Origin of the sequence: Flavobacterium cyanobacteriorum (assembly GCF_002251835.1) — a bacterium.
In the GTDB taxonomy this organism is placed as follows: domain Bacteria; phylum Bacteroidota; class Bacteroidia; order Flavobacteriales; family Flavobacteriaceae; genus Flavobacterium; species Flavobacterium cyanobacteriorum.
In genome coordinates this window covers 16,070-27,970 of record NZ_NOXV01000229.1, presented here as the reverse complement: position 1 = coordinate 27,970, position 11,901 = coordinate 16,070, and the positions used below count along the sequence as shown (strand labels likewise).

Annotated in this window: 21 protein-coding genes; all 21 read right to left on the bottom strand. The window is 41.3% G+C overall.

Going from position 1 to position 11,901, the window contains the following annotated elements:
• Window positions 1-148: 148 nt before the first annotated feature.
• The 21 genes from eno to rpsQ all read right to left on the bottom strand — a co-directional run bounded on the left by eno (window position 149) and on the right by rpsQ (window position 11,898).
• Window positions 149-1,441, bottom strand: a complete 1,293-nt coding sequence (eno, locus tag CHU92_RS06245) for a phosphopyruvate hydratase (protein ID WP_094413687.1) — start codon at window positions 1,439-1,441, stop codon at window positions 149-151.
• A 111-nt stretch (window positions 1,442-1,552) separates the two neighbouring features.
• Complete coding sequence (gene carA, locus CHU92_RS06240; protein WP_094413684.1) at window positions 1,553-2,671, bottom strand: glutamine-hydrolyzing carbamoyl-phosphate synthase small subunit; 1,119 nt, start codon at window positions 2,669-2,671, stop codon at window positions 1,553-1,555.
• 138 nt (window positions 2,672-2,809) lie between these two features.
• On the bottom strand, window positions 2,810-3,319 hold the full coding sequence (gene rplQ, locus CHU92_RS06235; protein ID WP_094413681.1) for a 50S ribosomal protein L17: 510 nt from the start codon (window positions 3,317-3,319) through the stop codon (window positions 2,810-2,812).
• 30 nt (window positions 3,320-3,349) lie between these two features.
• Window positions 3,350-4,342, bottom strand: coding sequence for a DNA-directed RNA polymerase subunit alpha (locus CHU92_RS06230; RefSeq protein ID WP_094413679.1), 993 nt, complete (start codon window positions 4,340-4,342; stop codon window positions 3,350-3,352).
• A 20-nt stretch (window positions 4,343-4,362) separates the two neighbouring features.
• Entirely contained in the window at window positions 4,363-4,968 is a 606-nt protein-coding gene (gene rpsD, locus CHU92_RS06225; RefSeq protein WP_094413677.1) for a 30S ribosomal protein S4, read from the bottom strand.
• Between the two features lie 88 nt (window positions 4,969-5,056).
• Entirely contained in the window at window positions 5,057-5,440 is a 384-nt protein-coding gene (gene rpsK / locus CHU92_RS06220; protein WP_094413675.1) for a 30S ribosomal protein S11, read from the bottom strand.
• A gap of 12 nt (window positions 5,441-5,452) precedes the next feature.
• Window positions 5,453-5,827, bottom strand: coding sequence for a 30S ribosomal protein S13 (gene rpsM / locus CHU92_RS06215; RefSeq protein WP_094413673.1), 375 nt, complete (start codon window positions 5,825-5,827; stop codon window positions 5,453-5,455).
• 2 nt (window positions 5,828-5,829) lie between these two features.
• Entirely contained in the window at window positions 5,830-5,946 is a 117-nt protein-coding gene (ykgO, locus tag CHU92_RS06210; RefSeq protein WP_002987490.1) for a type B 50S ribosomal protein L36, read from the bottom strand.
• Between the two features lie 10 nt (window positions 5,947-5,956).
• A complete protein-coding gene (infA, locus tag CHU92_RS06205) occupies window positions 5,957-6,172 on the bottom strand; it encodes a translation initiation factor IF-1 (protein ID WP_026714631.1) in 216 nt (71 codons plus the stop codon).
• Between the two features lie 5 nt (window positions 6,173-6,177).
• Complete coding sequence (gene secY, locus CHU92_RS06200; protein ID WP_094413671.1) at window positions 6,178-7,524, bottom strand: preprotein translocase subunit SecY; 1,347 nt, start codon at window positions 7,522-7,524, stop codon at window positions 6,178-6,180.
• A gap of 13 nt (window positions 7,525-7,537) precedes the next feature.
• Window positions 7,538-7,993: a 50S ribosomal protein L15 gene (rplO, locus tag CHU92_RS06195; RefSeq protein ID WP_094413669.1), complete on the bottom strand. Its 456-nt coding sequence runs from the start codon at window positions 7,991-7,993 to the stop codon at window positions 7,538-7,540.
• Between the two features lie 11 nt (window positions 7,994-8,004).
• Window positions 8,005-8,187 carry a 50S ribosomal protein L30 gene (gene rpmD, locus CHU92_RS06190; protein WP_094413667.1) on the bottom strand — a complete coding sequence of 61 codons (183 nt, stop codon included), beginning with the start codon at window positions 8,185-8,187 and terminating at the stop codon, window positions 8,005-8,007.
• 12 nt (window positions 8,188-8,199) lie between these two features.
• Window positions 8,200-8,724 (bottom strand): 30S ribosomal protein S5, encoded by a 525-nt coding sequence (rpsE, locus tag CHU92_RS06185; RefSeq protein ID WP_094413665.1) that lies wholly within the window; start codon window positions 8,722-8,724, stop codon window positions 8,200-8,202.
• Between the two features lie 6 nt (window positions 8,725-8,730).
• Window positions 8,731-9,081, bottom strand: a complete 351-nt coding sequence (gene rplR / locus CHU92_RS06180; protein WP_094413663.1) for a 50S ribosomal protein L18 — start codon at window positions 9,079-9,081, stop codon at window positions 8,731-8,733.
• 11 nt (window positions 9,082-9,092) lie between these two features.
• Window positions 9,093-9,635, bottom strand: coding sequence for a 50S ribosomal protein L6 (gene rplF / locus CHU92_RS06175; RefSeq protein WP_094413661.1), 543 nt, complete (start codon window positions 9,633-9,635; stop codon window positions 9,093-9,095).
• An 18-nt stretch (window positions 9,636-9,653) separates the two neighbouring features.
• The gene (gene rpsH / locus CHU92_RS06170; protein ID WP_094413659.1) at window positions 9,654-10,052 is read right to left on the bottom strand and encodes a 30S ribosomal protein S8; all 399 of its coding nucleotides are present in this window, start codon (window positions 10,050-10,052) and stop codon (window positions 9,654-9,656) included.
• Window positions 10,053-10,116: 64 nt separating this feature from the next.
• Window positions 10,117-10,386 (bottom strand): 30S ribosomal protein S14, encoded by a 270-nt coding sequence (gene rpsN / locus CHU92_RS06165; RefSeq protein WP_094413657.1) that lies wholly within the window; start codon window positions 10,384-10,386, stop codon window positions 10,117-10,119.
• A 3-nt stretch (window positions 10,387-10,389) separates the two neighbouring features.
• Window positions 10,390-10,941: a 50S ribosomal protein L5 gene (gene rplE, locus CHU92_RS06160; RefSeq protein WP_094413655.1), complete on the bottom strand. Its 552-nt coding sequence runs from the start codon at window positions 10,939-10,941 to the stop codon at window positions 10,390-10,392.
• Between the two features lie 2 nt (window positions 10,942-10,943).
• The gene (gene rplX / locus CHU92_RS06155) at window positions 10,944-11,258 is read right to left on the bottom strand and encodes a 50S ribosomal protein L24 (protein ID WP_094413653.1); all 315 of its coding nucleotides are present in this window, start codon (window positions 11,256-11,258) and stop codon (window positions 10,944-10,946) included.
• Between the two features lie 11 nt (window positions 11,259-11,269).
• Complete coding sequence (rplN, locus tag CHU92_RS06150) at window positions 11,270-11,638, bottom strand: 50S ribosomal protein L14 (RefSeq protein WP_007803649.1); 369 nt, start codon at window positions 11,636-11,638, stop codon at window positions 11,270-11,272.
• 2 nt (window positions 11,639-11,640) lie between these two features.
• The gene (gene rpsQ / locus CHU92_RS06145; RefSeq protein ID WP_094413651.1) at window positions 11,641-11,898 is read right to left on the bottom strand and encodes a 30S ribosomal protein S17; all 258 of its coding nucleotides are present in this window, start codon (window positions 11,896-11,898) and stop codon (window positions 11,641-11,643) included.
• Window positions 11,899-11,901 lie beyond the last annotated feature (3 nt).

Sequence of the window (11,901 nt, the reverse complement as noted above, 5' to 3'; positions counted from 1 at the left end):
TACCAGAAGCAATGATGCCTTGGCAATAAATTTTAAAATTTTCATTACAATATTGAATTATTGGTTTATTGGCGTAAAACTAAGATAAAATGTAAAAACAAAAAATCCCCATTAATGGGGATTTTGACTGTTTAACAAAAATTTAACCTTATTTTACTTTAAAAGCATTTTCTCCGGGAAAATAAGCTACATCGGCAAGTTCTTCTTCAATTCGCAAAAGCTGGTTGTACTTAGCCATACGGTCGCTGCGTGAGGCCGAACCTGTTTTTATCTGGCCACAGTTCAGCGCAACGGCGAGGTCGGCAATAGTGTTATCTTCCGTTTCGCCGGAGCGGTGCGACATTACTGAGGTATAACCTGCATTATGCGCCATGTTTACGGCGGCAATAGTCTCCGTCAGCGTACCAATCTGGTTTACCTTGATGAGGATAGAATTAGCAATCCCTTTTTCAATCCCTGTAGAAAGGCGCTCCACATTGGTTACAAAAAGGTCATCACCTACCAGCTGCACCTTATCGCCAATAAGCCCGGTAAGGTATTTCCAGCCATCCCAGTCATCTTCATACATACCGTCCTCAATAGATATAATAGGGTATTTAGCAGCAAGTTCAGCGAGATAATCAGCCTGCTCTTTTGAAGTACGCACTTTACCTGTTTCGCCTTCAAATTTTGTGTAATCGTATTTTCCGTCCTTATAAAATTCAGAGGCCGCACAATCCAGCGCTATTTTTACTTCATCGCCAAATTTGTAGCCTGCATTTTCTACTGCTTTTTTTATAGTGTCGAGGGCATCTTCAGTACCGCCGGCCAGATTTGGCGCAAAACCGCCTTCATCACCTACTGCCGTGCTAAGGCCACGGTCATGAAGCACTTTCTTCAGGTTATGGAATATTTCAGTACCCATTTGCATGGCGTGGGTAAAACCGGTAGCCTTCACGGGCATGATCATGAACTCCTGGAAAGCTATAGGCGCATCAGAGTGCGACCCCCCGTTGATGATATTCATCATAGGCACCGGAAGCGTATTGGCCGATACCCCGCCTACGTAGCGGTACAGTGGCAATCCCAGCTCATTAGCGGCTGCCTTGGCCACAGCCAGTGATACGCCCAGTATGGCATTGGCGCCAAGCTTAGATTTGTTACCGGTGCCGTCAAGGGCAATCATGGTTTTGTCTATGGCGTTCTGCTCAAAAACCGACATGCCCACAATTTCAGCAGCGATAACCGTGTTTACATTTTCCACGGCTTTAGAGACACCTTTTCCCATGTAGGCCTTGCCACCGTCGCGCAATTCTACGGCTTCATGCTCCCCGGTAGAAGCCCCCGAAGGCACTGCTGCCCTGCCAAGTATGCCGTTTTCTGTAATTACATCTACCTCTACCGTAGGATTGCCTCTTGAATCCAGTATCTGCCTTGCGTGTACTTTAATAATTATACTCATTTTAAAATCTTTAATTGTTTGGTTGATATATTATTGCAAACAAAATTATACAAATTATAGTATTGTGTTCCTGAGGCCCAAAAAACTTATAAACGCAAACGTTTTAGCAGGTTATACTTTTTCAGCCCTGGCCTTTTCAATGTTGTTTATAAACTGGTCAAACAGGTAGGTGGCGTCATGCGGCCCCGGGCTTGCCTCAGGGTGGTACTGAACCGAGAAACAGTTTTTGCTCTTCATGCGCATGCCGGCCACAGTGCCGTCATTAATATGCTCATGGGTTATCTCAAAATCAGGGTGCTTCTCCAGCTCTTCCCGAACCACGGCAAACCCGTGGTTTTGCGAGGTTATCTCGCCTTCACCCGTCAGCAGGTTCTTCACAGGATGGTTGATGCCTCTGTGCCCGTTAAACATTTTATAGGTAGCAATACCATTAGCCAGCGCTATAACCTGGTGTCCCAGGCAAATACCGAACAATGGTTCGTTTTTGTTCAGTATCTCCCTTGCAGTTTCCTGTGCTACCAATAGTGGGTCAGGGTCGCCAGGGCCGTTGGACAGAAAATAACCGTCAGGGTTAAAACTGCTCATTTCCTCATAAGAGGTGTCATAAGGAAATACCTTAATATAACAATCCCTTGCGGCAAGGTTACGCAAAATGTTCTTCTTAATCCCAAGATCAAGGGCTGCTATTTTATATTTCGCACCAGGCTCGCCAATATAATAAGGCTCACGCGTTGATACTTTTGATGAAAGCTCAAGCCCTTTCATATCAGGCACTTTTGCCAGCTGTGCCTTTAAGGTTTCAATATCGGTACCATCAGTTGATATAGCGGCATTCATGGCACCATTTTCACGGATATAGCTTACCAACGCCCTGGTGTCAACATCGGATATCGCCACAAGTTTATGCTTCTCAAAATATTCTTTAAGCCCCTCAGTAGCGTTAGCCCTTGAATGGTTAAAGCTAAAGTTTTTGCAAACCAGCCCTGCAATCATGATCTTGTCGGCCTCAGTCTCTTCAGCATTAGTGCCATAATTTCCTATATGGGCATTTGAAGCCACCATAATCTGCCCAAAGTAAGAAGGGTCAGTAAAAATTTCCTGGTAACCCGTCATTCCGGTATTGTAGCATACTTCACCAAAAGTAGTCCCTTCAATACCTATAGATTTACCGTAGAAGATAGTGCCATCAGCAAGGAGGAGGATGGCTTGTTTCCTGTTTGAATATTTCATTTTAGCGTGTTGTTGTAGTGGTGCAAAGTTAGGTTTTAAAAAACTGCTTGCAAAGCAGCTGTTTACAAAAAGGCAAAAAAAAAGGACAAACTTAAACGTTCATCCTTTATTTTTATTTGAAAATCAATTGCTGCATGATTACTCAGTAGCTTCTTTATTTTCTTCAGTTTCAGCAGCCGGGGTTTCCTTTGCAGGAGCAGCCTCGGCAACAGGAGCAGTTTCCGCTTTTTTAGAAGACCTGCTACGACGGGTAGTTTTCTTGGCTTCTTTTTTGGTAGCGTTGTATAGCTCGTTAAAGTCTACAAGCTCAATCATAGCCATATCAGCATTATCACCAAGACGGTTACCCAGCTTAATGATACGTGTATATCCGCCCGGGCGGTCGCCTACTTTAGCAGCTACTTCCCTGAAAAGTTCAGTAACAGCATACTTATTCCTAAGGTAAGCAAAAACGATACGCCTGTTGTGCGTTGTATCTTCTTTTGATTTTGTAACCAAAGGCTCAACAAATTGTTTAAGCGCTTTAGCTTTGGCAACAGTCGTATTGATACGCTTGTGCTCTATAAGTGAGCAGGCCATGTTAGCAAGCATAGCTTTCCTATGCCCGGTTTGCCTGCTTAAGTGATTTACTTTTTTTCCGTGTCTCATTGCGTTATAATTTAAACCTTACGGCCCGGATTATTCTTTATCTAATTTATATTTCGTTAAATCCATTCCGAAGTGTAGATTTTTTGAGGCAACAAGTTCATCAAGCTCTGTTAATGATTTCTTACCAAAATTACGGAACTTCATTAAGTCATTTTTATTGAATGATACCAAATCTCCTAATGTATCAACTTCAGCCGCTTTGAGGCAATTTAATGCCCTTACAGAAAGGTCCATGTCTACAAGCTTCGTTTTTAGAAGCTGCCTCATGTGCAATGACTCTTCGTCATACGATTCTGTTTGTGCTATTTCATCGGCCTCAAGTGTTATCCTTTCATCAGAGAACAGCATAAAGTGATGGATAAGCGTTTTAGCTGCCTCAGTAAGTGCATCTTTAGGATGAATAGAACCATCAGTAATGATTTCAAAAACCAGTTTCTCGTAGTCGGTTTTCTGCTCCACACGAAAGTTTTCTATCGTATATTTAACATTCTTTACAGGTGTAAAGATTGAATCTGTAAATATAGTTCCTATAGCAGCGTTTTGCTTTTTGTTCTCTTCTGCGGGCACATAACCCCTGCCCTTTTCAATAGTAAGCTCAAGGTTAATGTTTACTTTGCTGTCCATGTTAAAGATAACAAGCTCCGGGTTAAGCACCTGGAAGCCAGAAATGAACTTTTGGAAATCGCCGGCCGTAAGCTGGTCTTTCCCTGTAAAAGATACAGAAACAGATTCGTTGTCAATGTCCTCTATCTGGCGCTTGAAACGAACTTGCTTTAAGTTCAGTATTATCTCAGTAACATCTTCAACAACCCCTGGTATAGTAGAGAACTCATGGTCTACCCCTTCAATACGTACAGAAGTAATAGCATACCCTTCAAGTGAAGAAAGCAAAACTCTCCTAAGTGCGTTACCAACAGTCAATCCATAACCCGGCTCCAGTGGACGAAATTCGAATTTCCCCACGAAATCGGTTGAATCGATCATGATAACTTTATCGGGCTTTTGAAAATTAAATATTGCCATATTTCGACTAATGTCAATTATTATTTGTTATACAACTCAACGATTAGTTGTTCTTTGATGTTTTCCGGTATCTGGATCCTTGCAGGTACTGAAACAAAAGTACCTTCTTTAGTATCGTTGTTCCATGTGATCCACTCATATACATGAGATGAGTTTGATAAAGAACGCTCTATGGCCTCAAGAGATTTAGATTTCTCACGAACAGCAACTTTATCGCCCGGTTTTAAATGATAAGAAGGGATATTTACCACTTCTCCGTTTACAGTAATATGCCTGTGCGAAACAATTTGCCTTGCAGCCCTCCTTGAAGGGGCAATGCCCATACGGAAAACTACATTATCAAGCCTTGATTCGCAAAGCTGAAGCAGCACTTCACCTGTTACGCCTTTGGTAGCAGCTGCTTTTTCATAAAGGTTCCTGAATTGTTTTTCAAGGATACCATAGCTGTACTTAGCTTTTTGCTTTTCCATCAACTGGATAGCGTATTCAGATTTTTTACCCCTCTTTTTAGCCAAACCATGTTGTCCCGGAGGGTAATTTCTTTTTTCGAAGGCTTTGTCGTCTCCGAAGATTGCCTCGCCGAATTTACGGGCAATTTTTGTCTTTGGACCAGTATATCTTGCCATTTTAAAAAATTAGTTGGACAGGGAGTTATGAATTCAGGTCAAATCCTCCGATAACCCGTATCCTGTCCGGATTATACTTATAAATAAATTAAACTCTTCTTCTCTTCGGAGGGCGGCAGCCATTGTGCGGCATAGGGGTTACGTCAATAATCTCAGTAACTTCGATTCCTCCGTTGTGAATAGACCTGATAGCAGACTCACGTCCGTTACCCGGGCCTTTAACGTAAACTTTAACCTTCTTAAGGCCGGCTTCAAGAGCAACTTTGCTGCAGTCTTCAGCTGCCATCTGGGCTGCGTAAGGAGTGTTCTTTTTAGAACCCCTGAAACCCATTTTACCGGCAGAAGACCATGAAATAACTTCACCTTTCTTGTTGGTTAAAGAAATAATGATGTTGTTGAAAGTTGCGTTAATATGAGCCTCGCCTGTAGATTCTACAACAACTTTACGTTTTTTTGTATTTGCTTTAGCCATACTACTTACTTATTATTTAGTTGCTTTTTTCTTGTTAGCAACAGTTTTTCTCTTACCTTTTCTTGTCCTTGAGTTATTTTTGGTACGCTGGCCCCTTAGCGGAAGGCCTGCCCTGTGGCGGATACCCCTGTAGCAGCCAATATCCATAAGGCGCTTAATATTAAGCTGGATTTCAGAACGAAGCTCACCTTCGATTTTGTAGTAAGAAACGGCATCACGTATGTTACCAATTTCTTCATCGTTCCAGTCCTGGACTTTTTTATCTTCGCTTACCTGGGCTTTAGCCAGTATTTCTTGCGCCCTGCTTTTACCAATTCCGAAGATATAAGTTAAAGCAATAACTCCTCTTTTGTTTTTAGGTATATCTACCCCTGCAATTCTTGCCATAATTATCCTTGTCTTTGTTTAAATCTAGGATTCTTTTTATTAATAACGTATAACCTGCCTTTTCTACGCACAATTATGCACTCGGCACTTCTCTTTTTAACTGATGCTCTTACTTTCATTTTAGTAGCTTTAGTATCTATATGTAATTCTTGCTTTGGACAAATCGTAAGGGCTCATTTCAAGTTTCACCTTGTCGCCTGGTAAAAGTTTTATATAATGCATACGCATTTTGCCTGAAATATGAGCTATAACAACATGCCCGTTTTCTAATTCTACACGGAACATTGCATTTGACAATGCTTCAATTATTGATCCGTCCTGTTCTATTGCTGATTGTTTTGCCATAAAAATTAAGCTACTGCTTTTCTATTTTTACCACTTTTCATCAATCCGTCATAATGCCTGTTAAGCAGGTATGAGTTTATTTGCTGGATGGTGTCAATAGCAACTCCCACCATGATCAGCAATGATGTCCCGCCGTAAAACAATGCCCACTGTGACTGTACCCCAAGTAAACTTACCACTACAGCAGGGAACACTGCAATAAGTGCCAAGAATAAAGAACCGGGGAAAGTAATCAATGACATGATCCTGTCAAGGTAGTCTCCGGTTTCAACACCCGGCCTTACGCCTGGTATAAAACCTCCGCTACGCTTAAGGTCATCAGCCATTTTATTGGTAGGTACCGTAATTGCGGTGTAAAAGTAAGTAAAAATTATAATTAATAAAGCAAAAACCACATTATAAGCCAAACCAAATACATTTTGAAACTGCGTAGTAATAGTTTGTGCGGCGTCAGATTTAGAAAGGCCGGCCAATGCTGCGGGGATAAACATGATAGCCTGTGCAAAAATAATTGGCATTACACCGGATGAATTAAGCTTCAGCGGTATCCACTGCCTGTTGCCCCCCATCATGTCCTGTTCAAAATCACCTGATGTAGTACGGCGTGCGTACTGTACGGGAATCTTACGGACAGCCATGGTTAAAAGGATGCAGGTAATAATGACTAATAGCCATATTATTATCTCGAAAACGAGCATCATAGGGCCACCGTTGTTCTGAGTAATACGTGAAGAAAACTCTTGAATGAAAGCCTGTGGCATCCTTGCTATGATACCTACAAGAATCAGTAGCGAAATACCGTTGCCGATACCTTTATCCGTAATCTTTTCACCGAGCCACATGGCAAATATCGTACCTGTAACAAGGATAACAACAGCTGAGAAAAGGAATGCAAATGAATTGAAGCCTAACATAAACGCATCTGGAGGAAGTGTCCTATATAGGTTATAAATATAACCGGGACCCTGCACCAGGGTGATAGCTATAGTTAGCCAGCGGGTAATCTGGTTGATGGTTTTCCTGCCGCTTTCGCCTTCTTTCTGGAGCTTTTGCAGGTAAGGTACCGCAATACCCATAAGCTGTACAACGATAGATGCGGAAATGTAAGGCATGATACCTAAGGCAAATACAGATGCCTGCGAAAACGCACCACCTGTAAATACATCAATCAACCAACCTATACCTGAACTCGTCTGATTTGTTAAGCCATTTAGTTTTGTAGCATCAATACCCGGCAGTGTTACATGTGCACCGAAACGGTACACAAGCAACAATCCAAGAGTTACCAGAATCCTGTTCTTTAGTTCCTCTATTTTCCAAACATTGATAAACGCGTCTATAAATTTCTTCATCTGACTTTAAAGATTATAAAGTTACAGCTTCTCCGCCTGCAGCTTCAATAGCAGCTTTGGCCGTAGCAGTAAATTTGTGAGCAGTTACTTTTAGTTTTGCCTTAAGCTCTCCTCTTCCCAAAATCTTTACCTGTTCATTTTTAGTAGCCAGACGGTTATCAACCAACACTGCAAAATCTACAGTATTATCCGTAACGATACCGTTATCTACAAGAGCCTGAAGTGTATCAAGGTTAACACCGGCATATTCTTTACGGTTGATATTCTTGAAACCGAACTTAGGGACGCGGCGCTGTAGCGGCATCTGCCCGCCTTCAAAACCAACCTTTTTAGAATAACCAGAGCGTGATTTGGCACCTTTATGGCCACGTGCGGCAGTACCGCCTTTGCCTGAGCCTTCTCCTCTACCTACTCTCTTGTTCTTATTGTGAACTGAACCTTCAGCCGGTTGTAAGTTATTTAAATTCATAACTGTATTTGTTATTTAGCTTCTTCTACAGAAACTAAGTGTTTAACTTTGTTTACCATTCCAAGGATAGCAGCAGTTGCATCATGCTCAACAACTTGTCCTAGTTTACGAAGACCCAAAGCCTCAAGCGTCCTTTTTTGTGTAAGAGGACAGTTGATCTTGCTTTTAACTTGTTTTACTCTAATTTTTGCCATAATTTCCTTGAATTAACCTTTGAATACTTTTTCCAGAGAAATACCCCTTTGCTTGGCAACAGTTACTGCACTCCTCATTTGAAGAAGGGCGTCAAAAGTAGCTTTAACAACATTGTGAGGGTTTGATGATCCCTGTGATTTTGATAATACATCGTGTACACCTACTGATTCAAGAACAGCACGTACGGCACCACCGGCAATTACTCCTGTACCATGAGAAGCAGGCATTAACAGCACGCGTGCACCGCCAAACTTACCTTTTTGCTCATGTGGCACTGAGTGGCCCGAAAGCGGGATACGCACAAGGTTTTTCTTTGCATCTTCAACTGCCTTGGCGATAGCTTCAGATACGTCTTTAGATTTACCAAGGCCATGGCCCACAACACCGTTCTCGTCACCTACTACTACGATGGCAGAAAAACCGAAGGCCCTGCCACCTTTTGTAACTTTAGTAACACGATTAACAGCAACCAGACGGTCTTTTAGCTCAAGACCGCTTGGTTTTACTATCTCTACATTTTTATAATTATGATACATAATTTCTTAGAATTTAAGTCCGGCTTCTCTTGCGCCTTCAGCTAATGATTTAACACGTCCGTGGTATAGGTAACCGCCCCTGTCAAAAGAGATGGTTACAATACCGGCTTTCAAAGCTTTCTCTGCGATAAGTTTTCCAACAGCCGCAGCAGTTTCAATATTGGTTCCTTTGGCAACACCTTTATCTCTTGATGAGGCTGCAACCAGGGTTACACCATTCACGTCATCTATGATTTGTGCATAGATTTCTTTATTGCTCCTGAAAACAGAAAGCCTTGGCTTAGCAGCAGTCCCGCTTACAATCTTCCTGATCCTGAACTTAATTCTTTGTCTTCTTTCAGATTTTGTTAATGACATAGTCTTAGTTTTTAAGCTGATTTACCTGCTTTTCTTCTTAATACTTCACCTACAAACTTAACTCCTTTTCCTTTGTATGGCTCCGGCTTACGGAAAGAGCGGATCTTAGCCGCTACCTGCCCTAAAAGCTGTTTGTCATAAGAAGTTAGCTTAATGATCGGGTTTTTACCTTTTTCAGATACAGTTTCAACATTAACTTCAGGTACTACCTCAAGCACAATGTTGTGAGAGAAACCAAGCGCTATATCAAGCTTCTGGCCCTGGTTTGATGCCCTGTAACCTACTCCTACTAATTCCAGTTCCTTAGTAAAACCTTCAGAAACCCCAACAATCATGTTATTGATAAGGGCCCTGTATAAACCGTGCTTAGACCTCTGATTCTTGTCATCAGAAGACCTTTCTACTATAACCTGGTTATCCTCAATTTTCACAGATACATCTGAAAAATTTTGGGTAAGCTGGCCTTTTTTACCTTTTACAGTAACAACGTCTCCGTTAACTTCAACAGTTACTCCTGACGGTATTGCAATTGGATTTTTACCTATTCTTGACATTGTATAAGTCTCTTTTAATTAGTATACGTAGCAGATTACTTCGCCACCCACATTCTCCTGTCTTGCCTGCTTATCAGTCATCAGCCCTTTTGAGGTAGAAACGATAGCAATACCAAGCCCGTTAAGGATTCTTGGAAGTGATGCAGCGCCTGCATATTTACGTAAACCTGGTTTACTAATTCTCTGGATATCTTTGATTACCGACTCTTTAGTATCTCTGTCATATTTAAGAGCGATTTTGATAGTGCCCTGTACGGCGTTATCATCAAATTTGTAGCTTAAGATATATCCCTGATCGAATAAAATCTTTGTGATTTCTTTTTTAAGGTTAGAAGCAGGAACTTCAACCACTTTGTGGTTAGCCCTCACAGCATTTCTAATTCTTGTCAAAAAATCTGCAATTGGATCTGTATACATATTTGTTAATTTGCGGTAACGGTTTTCGGCATGTGCCGAACCTGAAACCAATTTATACTAATTTTTACCAGCTGGCTTTTTTAACTCCCGGGATTAAGCCGTTGTTAGCCATTTCACGGAAAGTTACACGTGAAATTCCAAACTGGCGCATATAACCCCTTGGCCTTCCTGTAAGCTTGCAACGGTTGTGCTGGCGCACAGGCGAAGCATTTTTAGGAAGTTTCTGAAGGCCTTCGTAATCTCCGGCTTCAAGAAGAGCTTTCCTTTTCTCAGCATATTTTGCTACTAAAGCCGCTCTTTTTACCTCGCGGGCTTTCATTGATTCTTTAGCCATGTCTTAATTCTTTTTAAAAGGTAAACCTAGTTCTGCTAATAATGACTTCGCTTCTTTGTCTGTTTGCGCAGTGGTCACAAAAGTAATATCTAAACCTGATATTTTGTTCACTTTATCAATATCAATTTCAGGGAAAATGATTTGTTCAGTAATACCAAGGTTGTAGTTACCCCTGCCATCAAAACCGGTAGCTTTGATACCGTTGAAATCCCTTACACGCGGAAGCGCTGATGTAATAAGCCTGTCAAGGAATTCATACATCCTTTCGCCACGAAGGGTTACTTTGGCACCAATTGGCATACCTTTCCTAAGCTTGAACGTAGCAACGTCTTTCTTAGAAATAGTAGCAACTGCTTTCTGTCCGGTGATTTTTGTTAACTCTTCCACCGCGTAATCGATAAGTTTTTTATCCGATACAGCAGCACCAACGCCACGGCTTAAAACGATCTTCTCAAGTTTAGGAACCTGCATCACGTTTTTATAACCGAATTCTTCTTTAAGAGCAGCAACAACCCTGTTCCTGTACTCTTCTTTTAGTCTTGGTATATAAGCCATTACTATAATACTTGATTAGATTTTTTTGAAAATCTCACTTTCTTATCTCCTTCAGTCCTGAAACCAACTTTAGTTGTGGTTTTAGACTTAGCATCAACAAGCGCGATGTTAGAGATATGGATAGGAGCTTCTTTTTTAACGATACCACCCTGCGGGTTCTTGGCGCTTGGCTTAGTGTGCTTAGACACCATGTTTACGCCTTCAACTATCGCTTTGTTCTTTTCACGAAGTACACGAAGTACTTTACCTTCAGCACCTTTATGGTCTCCGGCAATTACTCTTACCGTGTCTCCTGATTTTATTTTAAGCTTCATCATCTTTGAAATAATTAAAGCACTTCAGGTGCTAATGATACAATTTTCATGAATTGTTTTTCACGAAGTTCCCTTGCTACAGGACCAAAAACGCGGGTACCCCTCATTTCACCGGCAGCATTTAACAATACGCATGCGTTATCATCAAACCTGATGTATGAACCGTCGGCCCTTCTCACTTCTTTTTTGGTACGAACAACAACTGCAGTTGATACAGCGCCTTTTTTAACGTTTCCGTTTGGTGTTGCATCTTTTATTGAAACTACAATCTTATCTCCAACAGAGGCATAACGACGTTTCGTTCCTCCTAGAACACGGATAGTTAAAACTTCTTTAGCTCCCGTGTTATCTGCTACTTTTAATCTAGATTCCTGTTGTACCATAATTACTTCGCTCTTTCAATGATTTCAACTAGCCTCCAACACTTAGTTTTACTCAAAGGACGTGTTTCCATTATCCTTACTGTATCGCCAATGTTACAGTCATTTTTTTCGTCGTGTGCTACAAACTTCTTAGTTTTTAGTACGAACTTACCATATAATGGGTGCTTTACCCTGGTTGTTTGAGAAACAACAATGGATTTCTCCATTTTATTGCTGGTAACAACACCTATTCTCTCTTTTCTTAAGTTTCTTTTTTCCATCTT

Bases quoted from the DNA above. Each gene is read 5' to 3' on its own strand.
- rpsM (WP_094413673.1), bottom strand. From the start codon at position 5,827: ATGGCAAGAATTGCAGGGGTAGATATACCTAAAAACAAAAGAGGAGTT.
- eno (WP_094413687.1), bottom strand. From the start codon at position 1,441: ATGAGTATAATTATTAAAGTACACGCAAGGCAGATACTGGATTCAAGA.
- rplQ (WP_094413681.1), bottom strand. From the start codon at position 3,319: ATGAGACACGGAAAAAAAGTAAATCACTTAAGCAGGCAAACCGGGCAT.
- rplE (WP_094413655.1), bottom strand. From the start codon at position 10,941: ATGGCTTATATACCAAGACTAAAAGAAGAGTACAGGAACAGGGTTGTT.
- infA (WP_026714631.1), bottom strand. From the start codon at position 6,172: ATGGCAAAACAATCAGCAATAGAACAGGACGGATCAATAATTGAAGCA.
- rpsH (WP_094413659.1), bottom strand. From the start codon at position 10,052: ATGTATACAGATCCAATTGCAGATTTTTTGACAAGAATTAGAAATGCT.
- CHU92_RS06230 (WP_094413679.1), bottom strand. From the start codon at position 4,342: ATGGCAATATTTAATTTTCAAAAGCCCGATAAAGTTATCATGATCGAT.
- ykgO (WP_002987490.1), bottom strand. From the start codon at position 5,946: ATGAAAGTAAGAGCATCAGTTAAAAAGAGAAGTGCCGAGTGCATAATT.
- rpsQ (WP_094413651.1), bottom strand. From the start codon at position 11,898: ATGGAAAAAAGAAACTTAAGAAAAGAGAGAATAGGTGTTGTTACCAGC.
- rpsE (WP_094413665.1), bottom strand. From the start codon at position 8,724: ATGTATCATAATTATAAAAATGTAGAGATAGTAAAACCAAGCGGTCTT.
- secY (WP_094413671.1), bottom strand. From the start codon at position 7,524: ATGAAGAAATTTATAGACGCGTTTATCAATGTTTGGAAAATAGAGGAA.
- rplX (WP_094413653.1), bottom strand. From the start codon at position 11,258: ATGATGAAGCTTAAAATAAAATCAGGAGACACGGTAAGAGTAATTGCC.
- rplO (WP_094413669.1), bottom strand. From the start codon at position 7,993: ATGAATTTAAATAACTTACAACCGGCTGAAGGTTCAGTTCACAATAAG.
- rplN (WP_007803649.1), bottom strand. From the start codon at position 11,638: ATGGTACAACAGGAATCTAGATTAAAAGTAGCAGATAACACGGGAGCT.
- rpsD (WP_094413677.1), bottom strand. From the start codon at position 4,968: ATGGCAAGATATACTGGTCCAAAGACAAAAATTGCCCGTAAATTCGGC.
- rpsN (WP_094413657.1), bottom strand. From the start codon at position 10,386: ATGGCTAAAGAATCAATGAAAGCCCGCGAGGTAAAAAGAGCGGCTTTA.
- carA (WP_094413684.1), bottom strand. From the start codon at position 2,671: ATGAAATATTCAAACAGGAAACAAGCCATCCTCCTCCTTGCTGATGGC.
- rplR (WP_094413663.1), bottom strand. From the start codon at position 9,081: ATGTCATTAACAAAATCTGAAAGAAGACAAAGAATTAAGTTCAGGATC.
- rplF (WP_094413661.1), bottom strand. From the start codon at position 9,635: ATGTCAAGAATAGGTAAAAATCCAATTGCAATACCGTCAGGAGTAACT.
- rpmD (WP_094413667.1), bottom strand. From the start codon at position 8,187: ATGGCAAAAATTAGAGTAAAACAAGTTAAAAGCAAGATCAACTGTCCT.
- rpsK (WP_094413675.1), bottom strand. From the start codon at position 5,440: ATGGCTAAAGCAAATACAAAAAAACGTAAAGTTGTTGTAGAATCTACA.